The following is a 17,200-nucleotide window of genomic DNA, read 5'->3' as shown; positions in this document are numbered from 1 at the left end:
GACTCCAGAGTAAGTTTCAGGTTCTGAAGATCATCTGGAGATCTTTTGGGGAGCCGTGTCGCCGTGTGCGGGCTCAGGCGCCGACCCGCCGCGTCACGTTCAGCAGGTACTCCTTCCGGTCCAACGGGTTGAGGTCGGTGCGCGGGCGGTCGGGGACCGCGCCCCGCAGGACCGGTGCGTAGTGGTCGAAGGCGCTTTCCAGCTCGCCCTCGCCCCGCGTCAGCCCCGGGAGCTGCCGCTCCAGCCCATGGACCCGGGCGACCGGGATCCGGCCCTCCAGCACGCACGAAGCACCCCGTAGCTCGGTGGTCCCCGCGACGGCTCCCTGTTTCGCCAGCACCGGCAGCACCGCGCCCAGCGTGTCCGCCGGGGCCTCCAGCCTGAAGCGGTGCATCGGCTCGTACACCTGGGTGCCCGCCGCCCGCAGCGCGTCCATCACCACCAGGGGGGTGAGGCCCCGGAAGTCGGCGCCCGTGCTGGACATGCTCTTGTCGAAGCCCTGGTGGGCGTGGCTCTGCCGGGGCCAATAGCCGGAGTGGGTCATGGTGACCGTGCAGTCCGCCACCTGCCAGCCGTGGATTCCCTGCGTGAGGGTCTCCTTCACGGTGTCCTCGACCGCCTTGAAGAACGCGTACGGCATCGCTCCGAGCTCGACCTCCAGCCGGAACTCCACCCCGGAGCCGACCGGGGCCGGATCGACACGCAGGCCGACGGTCGCGAGAAAGGGATTGAGGCCCTTCTTGATGAACTCGACCGCCGCGCCGCTGCCGAGGGGCCGCTCGATGCACAGGGGTGTCGTCTCGCGGAACAGGACGTCGATGCCGAACTCATCGGCCAGAGTCGCCTGGATGACCTCTTTCTGCACCTCTCCGTAGAGCGAGACGGAGATCTCCTTGCGCGTCTCGTCCTGGCGCAGATCGATCAGGGGGTCCTGCTCGGCCAATTGGGTGAGGGCGCCGTGCAGTGCGCCCTTGTCGGCCGGACGGCAGGGTTCGACGACGGTTTCGAGGGTCGGGGGCGAGAAGTGGTGCTCGCCGGCCGACGACTTCCGCGGTACGCCGATGGTGTCGCCGATCCGGATGTCCGCGAGGCCCCAGAGCTTGCCGATCCGCCCCGCCGCCACGGACTGCTCGCGCACCGCCGCACCCCGGTCGAAGACGCTGATCGCGGTGACCCTGCCCTCCTCGCCGTCGCCCAGAGGCAGCCGGTCGCGCGTCCGCAGCGTCCCGGAGAACATCCGCGCGTAGGCGATCTTCTCCCCGGCGGGCCCGCGCTCGACCTTGAAGACGCTGCCCGAGACCGGACCGTCGACATCGGCCTCGGCGCGCGGCAGCAACTCCCTGATCCCCGCGATCAGTTCGTCCACCCCCGCGCCCGTCACGGCCGAGCCGAAGAACACCGGATGCACCAGGGCCTGCCCGGTCTGCCGCACCAGAGCGGCGCGGATCAGGTCGTACGACACCCGGCCCTCGACGTACGCGGCGAGCAGCGCGTCGTCGTGCTCGGAGAGCAGGTCGAGCAACGGGGCGCCGAGCCGCGCCTCGTCGAACAGGCCGAAGCGCGCGTCGCGCGTGCCCTGCGCCCGGACCTCGCCCAGGGGGACGATCGCCGGGGTGAGCCGCGCCGCGACGGCGTCGAGCACGCGCTCGCAGCACGCCCCGCCGCGGTCGATCTTGTTGACGAAGACGAGCGTGGGGATGCGCAGCCGCCGGAGCGTCCGCATCAGCACACGGGTCTGCGCCTGCACGCCCTCCACGGCGGAGATCACCAGCACGGCGCCGTCGAGCACGCTCAGCACGCGCTCCACCTCGGCGATGAAGTCCGGGTGTCCTGGGGTGTCGATCAGGTTGACGGTCACGTCGTCGACCGCGAAGGAGACCACGGCGGACTTGATCGTGATACCGCGCTGCCGCTCCAGCGCGAGGGAGTCGGTCTGGGTGTTCCCGCCGTCGACGCTGCCGATCTCGTCGATGACTCCGACCGAGTGCAGCAGCCGCTCGGTCAGGCTTGTCTTACCGGCGTCTACGTGCGCCAGGATTCCCAGGTTGAGCATATGCACCGGGTGTCATGTCCTTTGATGTGGGAGTGATTCCTTCCTGGGTGGACATGAACGGTGTGCGCATTGCTGCTCCCTGATCTCGGTGGACGCGTCCCGGTCAGTGCAGCAGGCGGCCTCGCCCGGCAGCAACGGATTAACGCTCAACAAATCCCCGCCGCAGCACTCGCCGCCCTCCCCGCCCGGCCCTAGAGTGACGCACACCACGTAAAATGGCTGATACCCCTCACCTGGCTCTCTGGGAGGGCACATGACCCGCATTTCGGTGAAGGTGGACGGCACCACGTACGAGGACGAGGTCGAACCCCGCCTTCTCCTGGTCCACTATCTGCGCGACCACCTGGGTCTGACCGGCACCCCGATCGGCTGTGACACGTCGAACTGCGGGGCCTGCACGGTCGACCTGGACGGGGAGACCGTCAAGAGCTGCTCCGTCCTCGCCGTCCAGGCGGACGGGAGCGAAGTGACCACCATCCAGGGGCTGGCGCACGACGGGGAGTGGCACGCGCTCCAGAAGGCGTTCCACGAGCGGCACGCGCTCCAGTGCGGCTACTGCACCCCCGGGATGATCATGGCGGCCCGCGATCTGCTGCGCGAGAACCCGGCCCCGGGCCCGCAGGAGGTACGCGAGGCCCTGGAGGGCAACCTCTGCCGGTGCACCGGCTACCAGAACATCGTGCGCGCGGTCCTCGCCGCCTCCCGACAGGAGGTCTCGCCGTGACGGACCAGATCGTCGAACCCGAGGTCGGCCGCTCCCGGCCGCGCAAGGAGGACGCCCGTCTGGTCACCGGGCAGACCACCTGGACCGACAACATCGACGTCAACGGACTGCTCCACCTGGCCATCCTGCGCAGCCCCATGGCACACGCCCGGATCGACCGGATCGATGTCGCACCTGCCCGCGAGCGCCCCGGCGTGGTCGCCGCGTTCACCGGCCAGGACCTCGCCGAGGGCCTCGGCTCACTCCCCTGCGCCTGGCCGGTCACCGAGGACATCGTGCTGCCCGACCACCCGCCGATCGCGGTCGACGAGGTCCGGTACGCGGGAGACCCGGTGGCCGTCGTCGTGGCCCGCGACCGGTACGCCGCCGCCGACGCCCTGGAGGCCGTCGAGGTCGACTACACGCCCCTGCCCCCGGTGCTCGACCTGGAGGCCGCCCTCGCCGAGGACGCCCCCCTGGTCCACTCCGACAAGGGCACCAACCGCTGCTACGTCTGGCCGCTGGCGACCGGTGCGGACTACCGGTCCGTGCGGGAGCGCGCGGACGTCGTCCTGAAGCGCCGCTACGTCCAGCAGCGCCTGATCCCCAACGCGATGGAGCCGCGCGCCGTCGTCGTCACCCCGCTCGCCGCCTCCGGCGAGTACACCGTCTACTCGGCCACGCAGATCCCGCACATCCTGCGGATCATGCTCGCCGTCGTCACCGGCATCCCCGAGCACAAACTGCGCGTGATCGCCCCCGACGTCGGCGGCGGCTTCGGCTCCAAGCTCCAGGTGTACGGCGAGGAGGCCCTCGCCCTGACCGTCGCCCGGCGGCTCGGACGGCCCGTGAAGTGGACCGAGTCGCGCTCCGAGGGCTACCTCGCGACCCACCACGGCCGCGGCATGATCCAGGACATCGAGATCGCCGCCACCAGCGAGGGCAGGCTGCTCGGCCTCAAGGTCGACCTCCTCGCCGACATGGGCGCCTATCTGATGCTCGTCACCCCGGGCATCCCGATCCTGGGCGCCTTCATGTACCCGGCGATCTACAAGATGGACGCGTACGACTTCACGTGCACCGGCGTCTTCACGACCAGGACGCCGACCGACGCCTACCGCGGCGCGGGGCGCCCCGAGGCGACGTACGCCATCGAACGGATCATGGACGAGCTGGCCGTCGAACTCGACCTGGATCCCGTCGAGTTGAGGCGGCTCAACTGGATCAGGCACGAGGAGTTCCCTCACACGTCCATCGCGGGTCTGACCTACGACAGCGGCAACTACGAGGCCGCCACGGACAAGGCGCTCGCCCTCTTCGGATACGACAAGCTGCGCGCCGAGCAGGCGGACCGCAACCGGCGCGGCGACTTGGTACGCCTGGGCATCGGTGTGTCCACGTACACCGAGATGTGCGGGCTCGCGCCCAGCCGGGTGCTGCGCGACCTGCGGTACGCGGCGGGGGGCTGGGAGGCGGCGAGCATCCGCATGCTGCCCACCGGCAAGGTCGAGGTGGTCACCGGCACCAGCCCGCACGGGCAGGGTCATGTGACCTGCTGGAGCCAGATCGCCGCCGATGTGCTCGGGGTGCCCTTCGAGGACATCGAGGTGGTGCACGGCGACACCAGGGCGGCGCCCCAGGGCATGGACACCTACGGCTCCCGCTCGCTCGTCGTGGGCGGGTCCGCGGTGCACCACGCTGCGCGCAAGGTGGTGGAGAAGGCACGGAAGGTGGCCGCGCACCTGCTGGAGGCGAGCGAGCACGACCTGGAGTTCACGCACGGCGTGTTCTCCGTGAAGGGCTCGCCCGAGGCGCGCAAGACCATCCAGGAGGTCGCCTTCGAGACGTTCTCCTCGCACGACCTGCCCGCCGGCATGGAGCCCACCATCAACGCCGAGCACCTGGTCGACCCGGACAACTTCTCCTACCCGCACGGCACCCACCTGTGCGCGGTCGAGGTCGACACCGAGACCGGACGGACCACCATCCGCTCGTACGTGTGCGTCGACGACGTCGGCAGCGTCATCAACCCGATGATCGTCGAGGGACAGGTGCACGGCGGGGTCGCGCAGGGCATCGCGCAGGCGCTGTACGAGGAGGCCGTGTACGACGACGAGGGCAACCTCGTCTCGGGCACGATGGCCGACTACCTCGTGCCCTCGGCGGCCGACCTGCCCGAGTTCGTGACGGACCGGACGGAGACACCGGCGACATCGAACCCCCTGGGTTCCAAGGGAGTCGGAGAGTCGGGGACCATCGCCTCCACGCCCGCCGTCGTCAACGCGATCGTGGACGCGCTGCGCCCGCTCGGAGTGACCGAGGTGAGGATGCCCTGCACGCCACAACGGGTCTGGGAAGCCCTTCGGTCCGCTCGGGCGGCCGACGGGTCCGCCCGCTCCGGTGAGGAGGCGTCGGCATGATTCCCCCCGCATTCGACTACACGCGGCCCGCGAGCGTCGACGAGGCCGTGCGCACGCTCGCGGACGCGGGCGAGGACGCGAAGGTGCTGGCCGGCGGACAGAGTCTGCTGCCCCTGCTCCGGCTGCGGCTCGCCTTCCCCGAACTGGTCGTCGACGTCGGCCGGATCCCCGAGCTGCGCGGGATCCGCGAGGACGCCGGCACGCTGGTCATCGGCGCGATGACCTCGCACCACGACGTCATCCGCGATCCGCTGGTGCGCCGGCACGCCGGACTCCTGGCGGCGGCCACCGCCACGGTCGCCGATCCCGCCGTACGCCATCGCGGCACCCTCGGCGGTTCGCTCGCACACGCCGATCCGGCCGGTGACCTGCCCGCCGTGGTCCTCGCGCTCGACGCGACCCTGATCGCGGTGGGACCGCAGGGGCGGCGCGCGATCCCGGCCCGCGAGTTCTTCCTCGACTATCTGCAGACGGCGCTGCGCCCGGACGAACTGCTGGTGGGGGTGGAGATCCCGTCGACCGAGGGCTGGGGCTTCCACTACGAGAAGTTCCAGCGGGTCGCGCAGGCCTGGGCGGTGGTCGGCGTGGCGGCGCTCGTCCGGCGGGACGACGGACACCTCGCCGAGTCCCGGATCGGGCTCACCAACATGGGCTCCACGCCCCTGCGGGCCACGTCCACCGAGGCGGCGCTCACCGGCGCCGACGCCGAACCGGCCGCGGTGGCACGGGCCGCCGAGGCGGCGGCGGAGGGCACGCACCCCTCGTCCGATCCCTCGGGCTCACCCGAGTACCGCGCGCACCTGGCCCGGGTGCTCACCCGACGCGCGGTGCTGGCCGCCCTGGAGTAGCACCCATGCACGAGGTGAGCGGTCCGGCGGAGGTGCGGGCCCGCCTGGAGAAGACGGGGTATCTCGTCGACGACGGGCTGGCCGTGGCCTGCTACCTGGCGCTGCGGCTGCACCGGCCGCTGTTCTGCGAGGGCGACGCGGGCGTGGGCAAGACCGCGCTCGCGTCCGCCCTGGCCGAGGCGATGGACGCTCCGCTGATCCGGCTCCAGTGCTACGAGGGCATCGACGCCTCCCAGGCCCTGTACGACTGGGACTTCCCGCGTCAGCTGCTGCACCTGCGGGCGGCCGAGGCGGCGGGCGTGACGGATGCCGACCGGCTCGAAGGGGAGCTGTACGACCGGCGGTTCCTCGTCACGCGTCCACTGCTGCGGGCGCTGGAGACCCAGCCGTCGGTGCTCCTGGTCGACGAGATCGACCGCGCGGACGACGAGTTCGAGGCGTTCCTGCTGGAGCTGCTGTCCGAGTACACGATCACCATTCCGGAACTGGGCACCCTGCGGGCGCAGCTGCCGCCCGTCGTGGTGCTGACCTCGAACCGGACGCGCGAAGTGCACGACGCGCTGAAGCGAAGGTGCCTCTACCACTGGTTCGACCATCCCGGGTTCGCCCGTGAACTCGCCATCGTACGGAGGCGGTTGCCGCGGGTCACGGAACGGCTGGCCGAGCAGGTGACCGCACTCGCACAGGCCCTGCGCGCCGAGGACCTGGTCAAGCCGCCCGGGGTCGCGGAGACCATCGACTGGGCGGAGGCCCTGGACGCGCTGGGGGCGAGCGAGGTGGACGCGGAGCTGGCGGTGGCGACCCTGGGCTCGGTGCTGAAGTACCGGGAGGACACCGAGCGGGCACGGGGGCTGGATCTGGCGGCGATCCTCGCGGCACGGGGGACGTGAGCGGCGTGATCGGCCGGGACGGCGGAGACGGCCGGAGCCGCGGGGAGGGCAAGGACGGCGGGGACGAGGTAGGACAAGCGCGCGCCGTCGACGCGTCCGCCGTGGTCGTCGGGTTCGCCCGTGCGTTGCGCGCCGCGGGCGTCGATGCCTCGCCCGACCGCGTACAGGCCTTCCTGGGCGCGCTCGACACGCTCGATCCCGGTGCGCGCTCGGACGTGTACTGGGCGGGCCGTCTCACCCTGTGCGGGAGCCAGGACGACCTGGAGCGCTACGAGCGGGTCTTCGCGGCGTACTTCGGCGGCCGGCCCGGCGGCGCCCCTGCCCGGTCCGCTCCCCCGCCACGGACCCGGACGGTCCTGCGCGGCGCCGGTACGGTGCCCCGCCCCGCGGCGCGGGCCGAGGACGCCGTACCCGTGGCCGTGCTGGCCGACTCCACCGACGTACTGCGCCACCGGGACTTCGCCGAGCTGACCGCCGACGAACGCCACCAGCTGCGGCGGCTGCGGGCCGCGTTCACCCTGCGCGGCGAGGCCCGGCGCACCGCGCGGCGGCATCCGGCCCGACGGGGCGCCGTCGATCCGCGGCGCACGGTACGGGAGTTGCTGCGCGGCGGCGGGGAGCCGGCGCGGCTGCGGCACCGGGCGCGAGCGGACCGGCCGCGCCGGGTGGTGCTGCTCGTGGACGTGAGCGGCTCGATGGGGCCGTACGCGGACGCGCTGCTGCGTTTCGCGCACGCGGCCCTCCACGGCCCCCGCACCGGTGGGGCCGCACGGGGCACCCGCACGGAGGTCTTCACGATCGGTACCCGGCTGACCCGGGTGACCCGTGAACTGGAGCACCGGGATCCCGACACGGCCATGGCCGCGCTCGCGGCGGCGGTTCCGGACTGGCGTGGCGGCACCCGGTTGGGTGAGATGCTGCGCGGCTTCCTGGACCGGTGGGGGCGGCGGGGCATGGCGCGCGGCGCGGTGGTCGTCGTGCTGTCCGACGGCTGGGAGCGTGGCGATCCGGCCCTGCTCGCGGAGCAGATGCGCCGCCTGCACCGGCTCGCGCACCGGGTGATCTGGGCGAATCCGCGCAAGGCCCGACCCGGGTACGCGCCCCTCGCCGGTGGGATGGCCGCGGCGCTGCCGAGCGTGGACGCGTTCGTCGAGGGACACAGTCCGGCCGCGCTGGAGCGGCTGGCGGCGGTGGTGAGAGGAGCGGACTCTTGAGTGGGACGCACCCTGTGGTGAGCGGAGCGAGCGATGCGTGAGATCCTCCCGGCGCTGGAGCGCTGGTACGCGGCGGGCGCCCCCTTCGGGCTCGCCACGGTGGTCACGGTCAGCCGCAGCGCGCCCCGGGACCCGGGAGCCGCCATGGCCGTGGGGCCCGGCGACGAGGTCGTGGGCAGTGTGTCCGGTGGCTGTGTCGAGGGCGCGGTGTACGAGCTGGCCCAGGAGGTGGTGGCGACCGGCGAGGCCCGCCTGGAGACCTTCGGGTACAGCGACGAGGACGCGTTCGCCGTGGGCCTCACCTGCGGCGGCGAGATCACCCTGCTCATCCGCCGGGTGACGCCCGCCGAGGACCCCTCCTTCGCCGCGGTGGCCGACTCGGTGGCCGCCGGCCGGCCCGTGACGGTGGCGACGGTGATCGAGGGACCGGCGCCGCTCGGGGCCACGCTCGCGGTGTGGCCGGACGAGGTGGCCGGTTCGCTGGGCTCGACCGGTCTGGACGTGGCGGTCACCGCCGACGCCCGCGGTGAACTGGCCCAGGGCGCCACGATCCGGCGGCACTACGGGCCGCACGGCGAGCGCCGCGAGGACGCCGTGACCGTCTTCCTCCATTCCTTCGCGCCGCCCCCGCGCATGCTCGTCTTCGGCGCGATCGACTACGCGGCGGCGGTGGCCCGCATCGGGGACTTCCTCGGCTACCGGGTCACGGTGTGCGACGCGCGCCCGGTCTTCGCCACCGCGAAACGATTCCCGGCGGGTGTGGAGGTCGTCGTGGACTGGCCGCACCGCTATCTGCGGGGTACGACGACCGACGCGCGCACGGTGATCTGCGTCCTGACCCACGACCCGAAGTTCGACGTGCCCCTGCTGGAGGAGGCACTGCGCCGCCCGGCCGCGTACATCGGGGCGATGGGCAGCCGTCGTACCCACGACGACCGCAGGAAACGGCTCATCGACGCCGGTCTGTCGGGGGACGAACTGTCCCGGCTGCGCTCGCCGGTCGGGCTCGACCTCGGAGCCCGTACCCCGGAGGAGGTGGCCGTGTCCGTCGCCGCGGAGATCGTCGCACTGCGGTGGGGCGGCAGCGGGGCGCCGCTGACGGCGACGGGCGGGGCGATCCATCCCGGTCCCGTCGTTGCGCCTGCCGGGTCCGTCGATACGTCTGGAGGAGAGCAGCATGGAACTGCATCATGAGTTCACCGTCCCCGTTCCCGTCGACGACGCCTGGCGGGCGCTCCTCGACGTCGAACGGATCGCCCCGTGCATGCCGGGGGCGACGGTGGACGACTACGACGGGAAGACCGTGACCGGTTCGGTGAAGGTCAAGGTGGGGCCCATCACGGTGACATACCGGGGCACCGCCGTCTTCGAGGAACAGGACGAGTCCGCGCACCGGATGGTACTGATCGCGAACGGCAAGGAGACCCGCGGTCAGGGCACGGCACGGGCCACGGTCACGGGCACGCTCGCCGAACGCGACGGCGGCACGGCGGTGTCGGTGCGGACCGATCTGACCGTCACGGGCCGTCCGGCGCAGTTCGGTCGCGGCGTCATGGCGGAGGTGGGCGACAAGCTGGTCGGGCAGTTCGCGGAGTGTCTGGCGCGGCGCCTCGGGGAACCGACCGAACGGACCGAGCCATCCGAGTCGGTAGAACCATTCCAAGCGGCGCAACCAGTCCATCCGGTTCAACCGGTCGAGCCGATCGACCTGTTGCGGACCGCCGGGCCTCCGGTCGCCAAACGCGTGGCGGTCGCGGTGGCCACCGCCGTACTGGCGCTGGTCTTCGTGCGCATACGACGGCACCGGCACGCCTGAGTGCCTCAGCCGGGGTCGACGCGGTGCAGGGTCACCTCGGTCAGCTGTCCTTCGGTCACGGTCGCGGTCATGTAGGTGTGGTGCGGCTGGCGGCGGCGGTCGGTCGGGGAGCCCGGGTTGAGCAGGCGCAGGCCCGTCCCGGTGGTGGTGTCCCAGGGGATGTGGCTGTGTCCGAAGACCAGGACGTCGAGGTCGGGGTAGCGCTCGGCGCAACGCCGTTCGCGGCCCTGGGCGGCACCGGTCTCATGGACGACGCCGAGGCGCAGACCGTCCAGGTCGACGCGGGCGACCTCGGGGAGGCGGGCGCGCAGGGCCGGGCCGTCGTTGTTGCCGTACACCCCGACGAGCCTGTGTGCTCGCTCCTCCAGCAGGTCGAGGGTGGCGGTGTCCACCCAGTCGCCCGCGTGGACGACGACGTCGGCGTGCGGGAGTTCGGCCATCAACTGCGAGGGCAGTGCCTTGGCCCGCTTGGGCAGGTGGGTGTCGGACATCAGGAGCAGACGCACGGCACCCACCCTAGGAGTGCGGTCGTCTCACCGCGAGGAGTGCGGTCCTGGCAGCGCGCGCCGTGCCGGGAACATGGACTTCCATGACCGGTTCCGCTTGAACGGCAGCTCGAACAGCTTGGCGAACAGCCACGCTGCCAGCACCGAGGCGGGCAGTGCCAGTGTCAGCGTGAACCAGAACGCGGGTAGCCCCGGCGATACGAAATGTGGGGCCATCTTTCGGCAGACGATCATGACGATCGGCAGGTGGACCAGGTAGAGGCTGTAGGAGAAGTCGCCGAGGCCGCGCATGGGACGCGTGGCCAGGAGCCGCATGAGGACGGCGGGCCTGCCGGTGGCAACCGCCGCGATCATCATGGTCATGGCGGGCGCCACGGCGAGATCGATCCAGAAATAGTGGTCCACCGTCCACGCCGACCCCTTGCCGACGACAAGGGCCACAACCGGCAGGGCGGCCAGAGCGGCGAGCCAGTGCCACGGCAGCCGCCGGACCTTCTCCGGCGCGACGACGATCCCCGCGCCCACCAGTCCCGCGACGAACACGGGGGCGAGGTTCGGGGCCAGCCAGTTCACGCCTTCCACCGGGGACGCGTTCGGCGCCAGCAGGCCACGCGCGACCACCAGGATTGTCACGCCCGCGACCAGGACGACCGCGCCCAGCCGCCGTCGGACGAGCAGGAGGAGCGGGAAGACCAGGTAGAGCTCCGCCTCCACGCCGATCGACCAGAAGGCCCCGTTCGGCGTGGGAGCCGTGACCATGTCCTGGAACACGAAGCCGTACACCAGGATCGTTGTGCCGGTCGGCGGTCCGAAATGCGAGGCGGGCACCACGAACCGGGCGACCGCCAGGCTCAACGCGAGTGCCGCCCAGTAGGGAGGCAGAATGCGCCACGCGCGCCGCCGCAGGAACCGGGAGACGCCGCCCAGGTGCCAACCGTTGCGCGCCGGTGAGATGGCCAGGGAGAAGCCGGACAGCACCAGGAAGAAGACCACGGCGAGACGCCCGTACATCAGCCAGCCCAGCCAGGCGGGACCCGAGTTCTCGGGAAAGCCCGGCATGGTCAGAAGCCAGCAGTGGAAGAGCAGCACGTACAGCGCCGCCAGGCCGCGGAGCCCGTCAAGGCCCAGCACCTGACCGCGACCACGCGTTTCGGGCCGCTCCAGCGGTGGGGAGACGGCGAGTGGGGTTCCCATACTCTTTCTCACGTGTCGTCCCCGGCCGATGTTCAACTACCGTCCGATCATCGGCCTGTACGCCTCGGAGTCGATGGGCTGGAGCAGCCGACCGGACCGGACCGCTCAGATCAGCGTATCGACGGAGGGCCCGGCCGGGTCTCCGGGCGTCCGCGCCAGCCGCCGTATCTCCGCCCCGTCCAACGCCGGGTTCGCGGCTGCCGGATGAGCCAGTTCCTCGTCGTCGAGGAGTTCCGTCAGCCGGGGCCGCGGGAGGTTCGGGTGGCGGCCCACCGCCGCGGCCCGTACGGCGGGGTCCAGGTCCCTGGTGAGACATTCCACGACGGCCGGCGGTCTCGGGGTCGCGCACGGCCAGGGCCCTGACCTCGTGGTCGGCGAAGGCGGCCAGTCGGGCGGTCGGGAAGTTCGGCCGGGTGGCGAGGGGGGCGCGGTCGGAGTCTGCCAACAGGGCGGCTCGCGCGTCGGCGGACAGCCACTCCCACGCGCCGGGTGTACGTGTCGGGGTGCTCGATCACCGCGTCGACGACGGCGTCGGGCAGGACCCGGTCCCGGCAACAGCACCATCCGTACCGCCGCCGGACCCTCGGCGAGCAGCCGCAGCAGGACGTCCTGCGGGGTGGAGGGGTTGAGTGCCGGCCCGGCCGGCCGCCGCGCGGCCAGGCCGGCTTCCTCACCTATCCGCTCAGGCGTCTTCACCATGCGCAGTGCCCCCGTGTGTAAACCGGCCCCCGCCCCCAGGAGCACCTCGTGACCGACCCTATCCCCCTGCGTCCAGCGGGATTTCGCTCCACACCTGCTTGCCACCGCTGACCGGCACGGTGCCCCAGGTCGCCGACATGGCCTCGACGAGGAGGATGCCGCGGCCGCCGGTGGCCTCCCAGCCGATGCTGGTGGGCTTGATGGGCGTACGGGGTGAGGTGTCGGCGACGGAGATCCGCAGGCGGTGGTTGATGAGGGTGATGTCGAGTCTGACCTGCCCGTCGGTGTGCACGAGGGCGTTGGTGACGAGTTCGGAGACGACGAGGAGCGCGCCGTCCATGCTGTCGTCGGGCACGCCCCAGGCGCGCAGGGTGCGCCGGGTGAAGCGGCGGGCGTGCCGGACCGCCTCCGGGACGCGCCACACCGTCCAGCTCTCCCGCAGCGGGCGGGTGGCCAGACCGTCGTAGCGCAGCAGGAGGAGGGCCACGTCGTCGCTGCGGTTGGCGCCCGTGAGCAGTCCGTCGGCCACCACTCCGAGGTGGGCGGGGTCGGACGCGGTCAGTTCGCCGGCCAGTCGGTTCAGTCCGTCCTCGATGTCGACCTCGGCGGACTCGACGAGACCGTCCGTGGTCAGGGCGAGGACCGTGCCGCGCTGGAGTCGCAGCGGGATCATCGGGAAGTCCGCCTGGGTGACGACGCCCAGTGGTGGTCCACCCTCCGACACGGTGACCTCCGTTGTGCCGTCCGGGTGGCGCAGCACGGGCGGATGGTGTCCGGCGCGTACGCACCAGGCGGTGCCCTCCTCCAGGTCCACGTCGACGTAGCAGCAGGTGACGAAGAGGTCGGTCTCCAGGTCCATGAGGAGTCGGTTGGCGTGCTGCACGACGACGTCCGGGGGGTGGCCCTCGACGGCGTACGCGCGCAGGGCCGTGCGCATCTGGCCCATCAGGGTGGCGGCCTGGGCGTTGTGGCCCTGGACGTCGCCGATGACGAGGGCGACGTGGTTGTCGGGCAGCGGGATGACGTCGTACCAGTCGCCGCCGACCTCCAGGCCCGCCGTGGTGGGCAGATAGCGGGCGACGGCGACCGCGCCGGGGATCCGGGGCAGGCGCCGCGGCAGCAGGGAGCGCTGGAGCATGCCGACCAGCTCGTGTTCGGCGTCGAAGGCGCGGGCGCGTGTCAGGGCCTGGCCCGCGAGGCCCGCGGACGCGGTGAGCAGCGCGCGCTCGTCGGAGCCGAACTCGTGCGGGTCGTCCCAGCCGATCAGACAGGCACCCGCCATCCGGCCGCCTGCGGGCAGCGGCAGGATGGCGAGACCGCCGGGGCCGACGTCGGCGAGCGCCGGTTCCAGGGCTGCTCCGGCGGGCCAGACGGCGGGGCGCCCCTCGATGAGGGCAGCCTCCAGCGTGGGCATGGCGCGTACGGGCGCGTCGGGCCACTCCGAGCGCCACTCGGAGCGCCACACCTCGGGCCAGGCTTCGGGTTCGGGAGGGTCGAGGAGGGTGACGACGAGCCGGTCGCCCTCCAGCTCGGCGAGGGCGATCCGGTCGGCCCGCAGGGGGCGCCGCAGCGCGGCCACCACGGCCCGGCCGACGTCGCGGACGGTGCCCGCGGTGGCGAGGGTCGAGGCGAGTCGCTGGACGCGGGCCACGTCGCTGACGCCGGAGCGCAGCTTGGAGGCGTCGGCGACGGTGCCCACGAGGTGCGCCGGGCGCCCCTCTCCGCCGGGCACGAGACGGCCGCGCAGCCGTAGCCACTTCGGCTCTCCGGAGGGCTGGAGGATGCGGAACTCCAGCTCGCGGTCGCCGATGGACATGTGGTCCGCCTCCACCACGGACATCAGCGTGGGCAGGTCCTCGGGGACCGTCATCGACAGCAGGCTCTCGACCTTGCCGTCGAACTCGGCCGGGTCGAGGCCGAACAGCTCCAGCATCTCGCGGTCGACCTCGAGGTGTCCGGTGTCCATGGCGAGGTCGAACGAGCTGGTGGGCCGGGCGGCGGTGGCGCGCGGTGAGTCGGGTGCGGGGGAGACGGCGGCCTCGGCGATCAGGCCGAGGCACTCCCGGTCCTCCTCGTCGAAGCCGCCCGGGCGCTCGCCGGCCGCCACGAGGCACCCGCCGTCCGGCAGGGGCAGGACGGCCAGCCAGAAGTCCTGGGACGGCAGCCTGCGGGCATCGGCGCAGCGGGCGATCTCCGCCGGGCCGAGCCACAGCGGTCGGCCCGAGCGGTACGCGTCCACCGCCGGGGAGCCGCCGGTGAGGACATAGCTGTCACGCAGGCCGTAGAGCGTCCTGGGGACGCCTGCCGACTCGGACAGGTACAGCTCGTCGCCGCTCTCGGTGGGCGAGTACACCGCGACGACGCTCGCGCCCGCGAAGACGAGTGCGTGTTCGAGCACGCGGCGCTGTCGCTCGCGCGGGTCCAGGTCCGGGGTGGGCGTCTTGAGGGCAAGTTCGGCACGCAACGTCCTCTTTCCGCGTTCCGCAGCGCCCTCACTGACCACGTCCGCAATTACAGCGCTTCCGGGACGCTCGCGCAGCCCCTGCGACCATTCCGGGGCCGTCGGGCCTGCGGCGGAGCCCACAAGCGGCATCCTGTGCCGCGCGTGGCGTTCGCCGTGCGGGAAGGGCCGTCGCGAGAGAGCCTTGATCCCTGAGTCCCGTCGCGCGGCCCTGCGAGGAGGTGGTCGGCGTGTCCGACTGGCAGGGGTCCGTACAGGCGCCGGCGGGTCGGCGGACGCCGGTCGGGCGGCCGCTGCTGTCGCTGACGCTGGCCTCGATGATGGAGGAGGTCCACGCACACTCCGGGGCGGTGTACCTGCTGACGCCGGGTGAGGCCGTGCTGGAGATGGCGGTCATGGCGGGCATGCCCAGGTCGTTCGCGGCGCCGTGGGAGCGGGTGGGGCTCAACGCGCCGATCCCGGTCGCCGTGGCGGTGCGCGAGCGGCGGCTGGTCTGGGTCGGTGGCGAGGAGGAGATGGCTCACCGCTTCCCGCGGATCGCCGTGGTCCTGCCGTACCCCTTCGCGCTGGCCGCCCTCCCGGTGGCGACCGCGGGCACCGTGTACGGCGCCGTCTTCGTGACCTGGCCCGGCTCGCATCCCCAGGACCTCTCCGACCGGGAGCGCGACCATCTCACCGCGTCCTGCGCCCGGCTCGCGCTGCGTCTGGAGCGGGCGGCGGCGGAGCGGCGTCCGGTCCATCCCGAGCCGGATCTGTTGGCACCGTCCGCGGCTCCGGCCACCGGCGCGCTCGGCACGCTGGAGGCGGCGCGGATGGTGGCGCGGTTGCCGTACGGGCTGTGTGCCCTGGACCTGAACGGCCGGGTCAGTTTCGCCAACGCCGCGACGGCGGACATGCTAGGCGTCCCGGTCAGCGAGCTGCTGGGCACCCAGCTGTGGGCGTCGGTGCCCTGGCTCAACGACCCCGTCTACGAGGACCGTTACCGGGCCGCGCTGATCAGCCAGCACGTGACGTCGTTCGTCGCGCTGCGGCCGCCCGGCGACTGGCTGTCGTTCCGGCTCTATCCGAGTACGACCGGACTGAGCGTGCGCATCTCCCGGGCCCGGGCGGTGGCCGAGATGGGGCGTGTCGAGTCGCGGCACGGTGAGGACGACACCACCCCGCGCCTGGTGACCATCAGCCAGGTGCTGAGCCTGGCCGGCGCGCTCACCCAGGCGGCGGGGGTCGAGGACGTGGTGCAGCTGGTGGCGGACGAGATCGCGCCGGCCGTCGGCAGCAAGGCCCTGGTGGTCCTCGGCTCGCGATCCGGCCGCCTGCACGTGCTCGGCCACCGGGGGTACGCGGACGCGCACATCGTGGAGCGCTGGCACGGGGTGCCACTGAGCGCGCAGACTCCGGGCACCCAGGCCCTCAAGACCGGGGTGCCGACGTTCTTCGACTCCCGTCAGCAGCTGGAGCGCCTCTACCCGGACCGGAGCGCGACGCCCGACGGGATGGCGGCGTGGGCGTATCTGCCGCTGATCGCGTCCGGACGGCCGGTGGGCACCTGCGTCCTCGGGTACGCGGAACCTCACATCTTCCCGGCGGAGGAGCGTGCCGTGCTGACCAGCCTCTGCGGTCTGATCGCGCAGGCCCTGGAGCGGGCCCTGCTCTACGACGCCAAGCTGCAGCTGGCGCACGGTCTGCAGGCCGCGCTCTTGCCGCACTCGTTGCCCGCGCTGCCCTCGATCGAGGCGGCCGCGCGCTATCTCCCGGCCACTCAGGGGATGGAGATCGGCGGGGACTTCTACGACCTGGTGCCCTCGCACGGTCTGGCCGCCGCGGTCATCGGTGACGTGCAGGGGCACAACGTGACGGCGGCGGGCCTGATGGGGCAGATCCGCACGGCCGTACGGGCGTACACGACCGTCGGTCAGCCGCCGGAGGAGGTCATGCGCAGCACCAACCGGCTGCTGATCGACCTGGGGGCCGAGCTGTTCGCGAGCTGTCTCTATCTGCGTCTCGACCCTGCGCGCGAGGTGGCCGTCATGTCGCGCGCGGGTCATCCGCCCCCGCTGCTGCTGCGGCCGGACGGACGGGTCCGGGTGCTCGACCTGGCCGGTGGGCCACTGCTGGGGATCGACGCGGCCGCCACGTATCCGACGACCGAGGTGCCGCTCGTCCCCGGTTCGGTCCTCGTCCTGTACACCGACGGTCTGATCGAGTCGCCCGGCGTGGACATCGAGGACGCCCTGGCCGACCTCGGTCGCAAACTCGCCGAGGGCGGTGACCTGTCGCTGAACGCGCTGGCCGACCGTCTCGTCGAGCAGACCGGGGCGGTGACGCAGGAGCGGCTCGACGACGTGGCGCTGCTTCTGTTGCGGGTGCGTCCGCACGAGTGAGCGGTACCGGAACCC

13 protein-coding genes are annotated in these 17,200 nt (G+C 72.3%); 8 read left to right on the top strand and 5 right to left on the bottom strand.

Annotation, left to right across the window (positions count from 1 at the left end; all coding sequences use genetic code 11):
- Window positions 1-73 precede the first annotated feature (73 nt).
- Window positions 74-2,059 carry a translation factor GTPase family protein gene (locus AAFF41_RS44995; protein WP_319752241.1) on the bottom strand — a complete coding sequence of 662 codons (1,986 nt, stop codon included), beginning with the start codon at window positions 2,057-2,059 and terminating at the stop codon, window positions 74-76.
- A 247-nt stretch (window positions 2,060-2,306) separates the two neighbouring features.
- Here AAFF41_RS44995 and AAFF41_RS44990 point away from each other — a divergent pair, with 247 nt between their 5' ends.
- The 7 genes from AAFF41_RS44990 to AAFF41_RS44960 all read left to right on the top strand — a co-directional run bounded on the left by AAFF41_RS44990 (window position 2,307) and on the right by AAFF41_RS44960 (window position 9,944).
- Window positions 2,307-2,777: a (2Fe-2S)-binding protein gene (locus tag AAFF41_RS44990; RefSeq protein ID WP_054236554.1), complete on the top strand. Its 471-nt coding sequence runs from the start codon at window positions 2,307-2,309 to the stop codon at window positions 2,775-2,777.
- The gene (locus tag AAFF41_RS44985; protein WP_343325884.1) at window positions 2,774-5,176 is read left to right on the top strand and encodes a xanthine dehydrogenase family protein molybdopterin-binding subunit; all 2,403 of its coding nucleotides are present in this window, start codon (window positions 2,774-2,776) and stop codon (window positions 5,174-5,176) included. The genes AAFF41_RS44990 and AAFF41_RS44985 overlap by 4 nt, the downstream gene beginning before the upstream one ends.
- Window positions 5,173-6,024 carry an FAD binding domain-containing protein gene (locus AAFF41_RS44980; RefSeq protein WP_319752239.1) on the top strand — a complete coding sequence of 284 codons (852 nt, stop codon included), beginning with the start codon at window positions 5,173-5,175 and terminating at the stop codon, window positions 6,022-6,024. The genes AAFF41_RS44985 and AAFF41_RS44980 overlap by 4 nt, the downstream gene beginning before the upstream one ends.
- Before the next feature lie 5 nt (window positions 6,025-6,029).
- Complete coding sequence (locus AAFF41_RS44975; RefSeq protein WP_319752238.1) at window positions 6,030-6,914, top strand: AAA family ATPase; 885 nt, start codon at window positions 6,030-6,032, stop codon at window positions 6,912-6,914.
- A gap of 101 nt (window positions 6,915-7,015) precedes the next feature.
- Window positions 7,016-8,128: a vWA domain-containing protein gene (locus tag AAFF41_RS44970; RefSeq protein ID WP_319752317.1), complete on the top strand. Its 1,113-nt coding sequence runs from the start codon at window positions 7,016-7,018 to the stop codon at window positions 8,126-8,128.
- A gap of 33 nt (window positions 8,129-8,161) precedes the next feature.
- Window positions 8,162-9,322, top strand: a complete 1,161-nt coding sequence (locus AAFF41_RS44965) for an XdhC family protein (protein WP_319752237.1) — start codon at window positions 8,162-8,164, stop codon at window positions 9,320-9,322.
- The gene (locus AAFF41_RS44960; RefSeq protein WP_319752236.1) at window positions 9,306-9,944 is read left to right on the top strand and encodes an SRPBCC family protein; all 639 of its coding nucleotides are present in this window, start codon (window positions 9,306-9,308) and stop codon (window positions 9,942-9,944) included. The genes AAFF41_RS44965 and AAFF41_RS44960 overlap by 17 nt, the downstream gene beginning before the upstream one ends.
- A gap of 5 nt (window positions 9,945-9,949) precedes the next feature.
- Here the strand turns inward: AAFF41_RS44960 and AAFF41_RS44955 are convergent, their stop codons facing one another.
- The 4 genes from AAFF41_RS44955 to AAFF41_RS44940 form a co-directional block, all read right to left on the bottom strand.
- Complete coding sequence (locus tag AAFF41_RS44955; RefSeq protein ID WP_319752235.1) at window positions 9,950-10,450, bottom strand: metallophosphoesterase family protein; 501 nt, start codon at window positions 10,448-10,450, stop codon at window positions 9,950-9,952.
- Between the two features lie 27 nt (window positions 10,451-10,477).
- The gene (locus AAFF41_RS44950) at window positions 10,478-11,656 is read right to left on the bottom strand and encodes an acyltransferase family protein (protein WP_319752234.1); all 1,179 of its coding nucleotides are present in this window, start codon (window positions 11,654-11,656) and stop codon (window positions 10,478-10,480) included.
- Between the two features lie 93 nt (window positions 11,657-11,749).
- The gene (locus AAFF41_RS44945; protein WP_319752233.1) at window positions 11,750-11,965 is read right to left on the bottom strand and encodes a hypothetical protein; all 216 of its coding nucleotides are present in this window, start codon (window positions 11,963-11,965) and stop codon (window positions 11,750-11,752) included.
- A gap of 436 nt (window positions 11,966-12,401) precedes the next feature.
- Entirely contained in the window at window positions 12,402-14,846 is a 2,445-nt protein-coding gene (locus AAFF41_RS44940; RefSeq protein WP_343325883.1) for a SpoIIE family protein phosphatase, read from the bottom strand.
- Window positions 14,847-15,025: 179 nt separating this feature from the next.
- Here AAFF41_RS44940 and AAFF41_RS44935 point away from each other — a divergent pair, with 179 nt between their 5' ends.
- Window positions 15,026-17,185, top strand: coding sequence for a SpoIIE family protein phosphatase (locus AAFF41_RS44935; protein WP_319752231.1), 2,160 nt, complete (start codon window positions 15,026-15,028; stop codon window positions 17,183-17,185).
- Window positions 17,186-17,200: the final 15 nt, after the last annotated feature.

Origin of the sequence: Streptomyces mirabilis, from assembly GCF_039503195.1 — a bacterium.
GTDB lineage: Bacteria > Actinomycetota > Actinomycetes > Streptomycetales > Streptomycetaceae > Streptomyces > Streptomyces mirabilis_D.
This window is presented reverse-complemented; position numbering and strand designations above follow the sequence as displayed.

Excerpts from the sequence above, each read along its gene's own strand:
- AAFF41_RS44990 (WP_054236554.1), top strand. The coding sequence starts at position 2,307 with ATGACCCGCATTTCGGTGAAGGTGGACGGCACCACGTACGAGGACGAG.
- AAFF41_RS44980 (WP_319752239.1), top strand. The coding sequence starts at position 5,173 with ATGATTCCCCCCGCATTCGACTACACGCGGCCCGCGAGCGTCGACGAG.
- AAFF41_RS44975 (WP_319752238.1), top strand. The coding sequence starts at position 6,030 with ATGCACGAGGTGAGCGGTCCGGCGGAGGTGCGGGCCCGCCTGGAGAAG.
- AAFF41_RS44965 (WP_319752237.1), top strand. The coding sequence starts at position 8,162 with ATGCGTGAGATCCTCCCGGCGCTGGAGCGCTGGTACGCGGCGGGCGCC.
- AAFF41_RS44960 (WP_319752236.1), top strand. The coding sequence starts at position 9,306 with ATGGAACTGCATCATGAGTTCACCGTCCCCGTTCCCGTCGACGACGCC.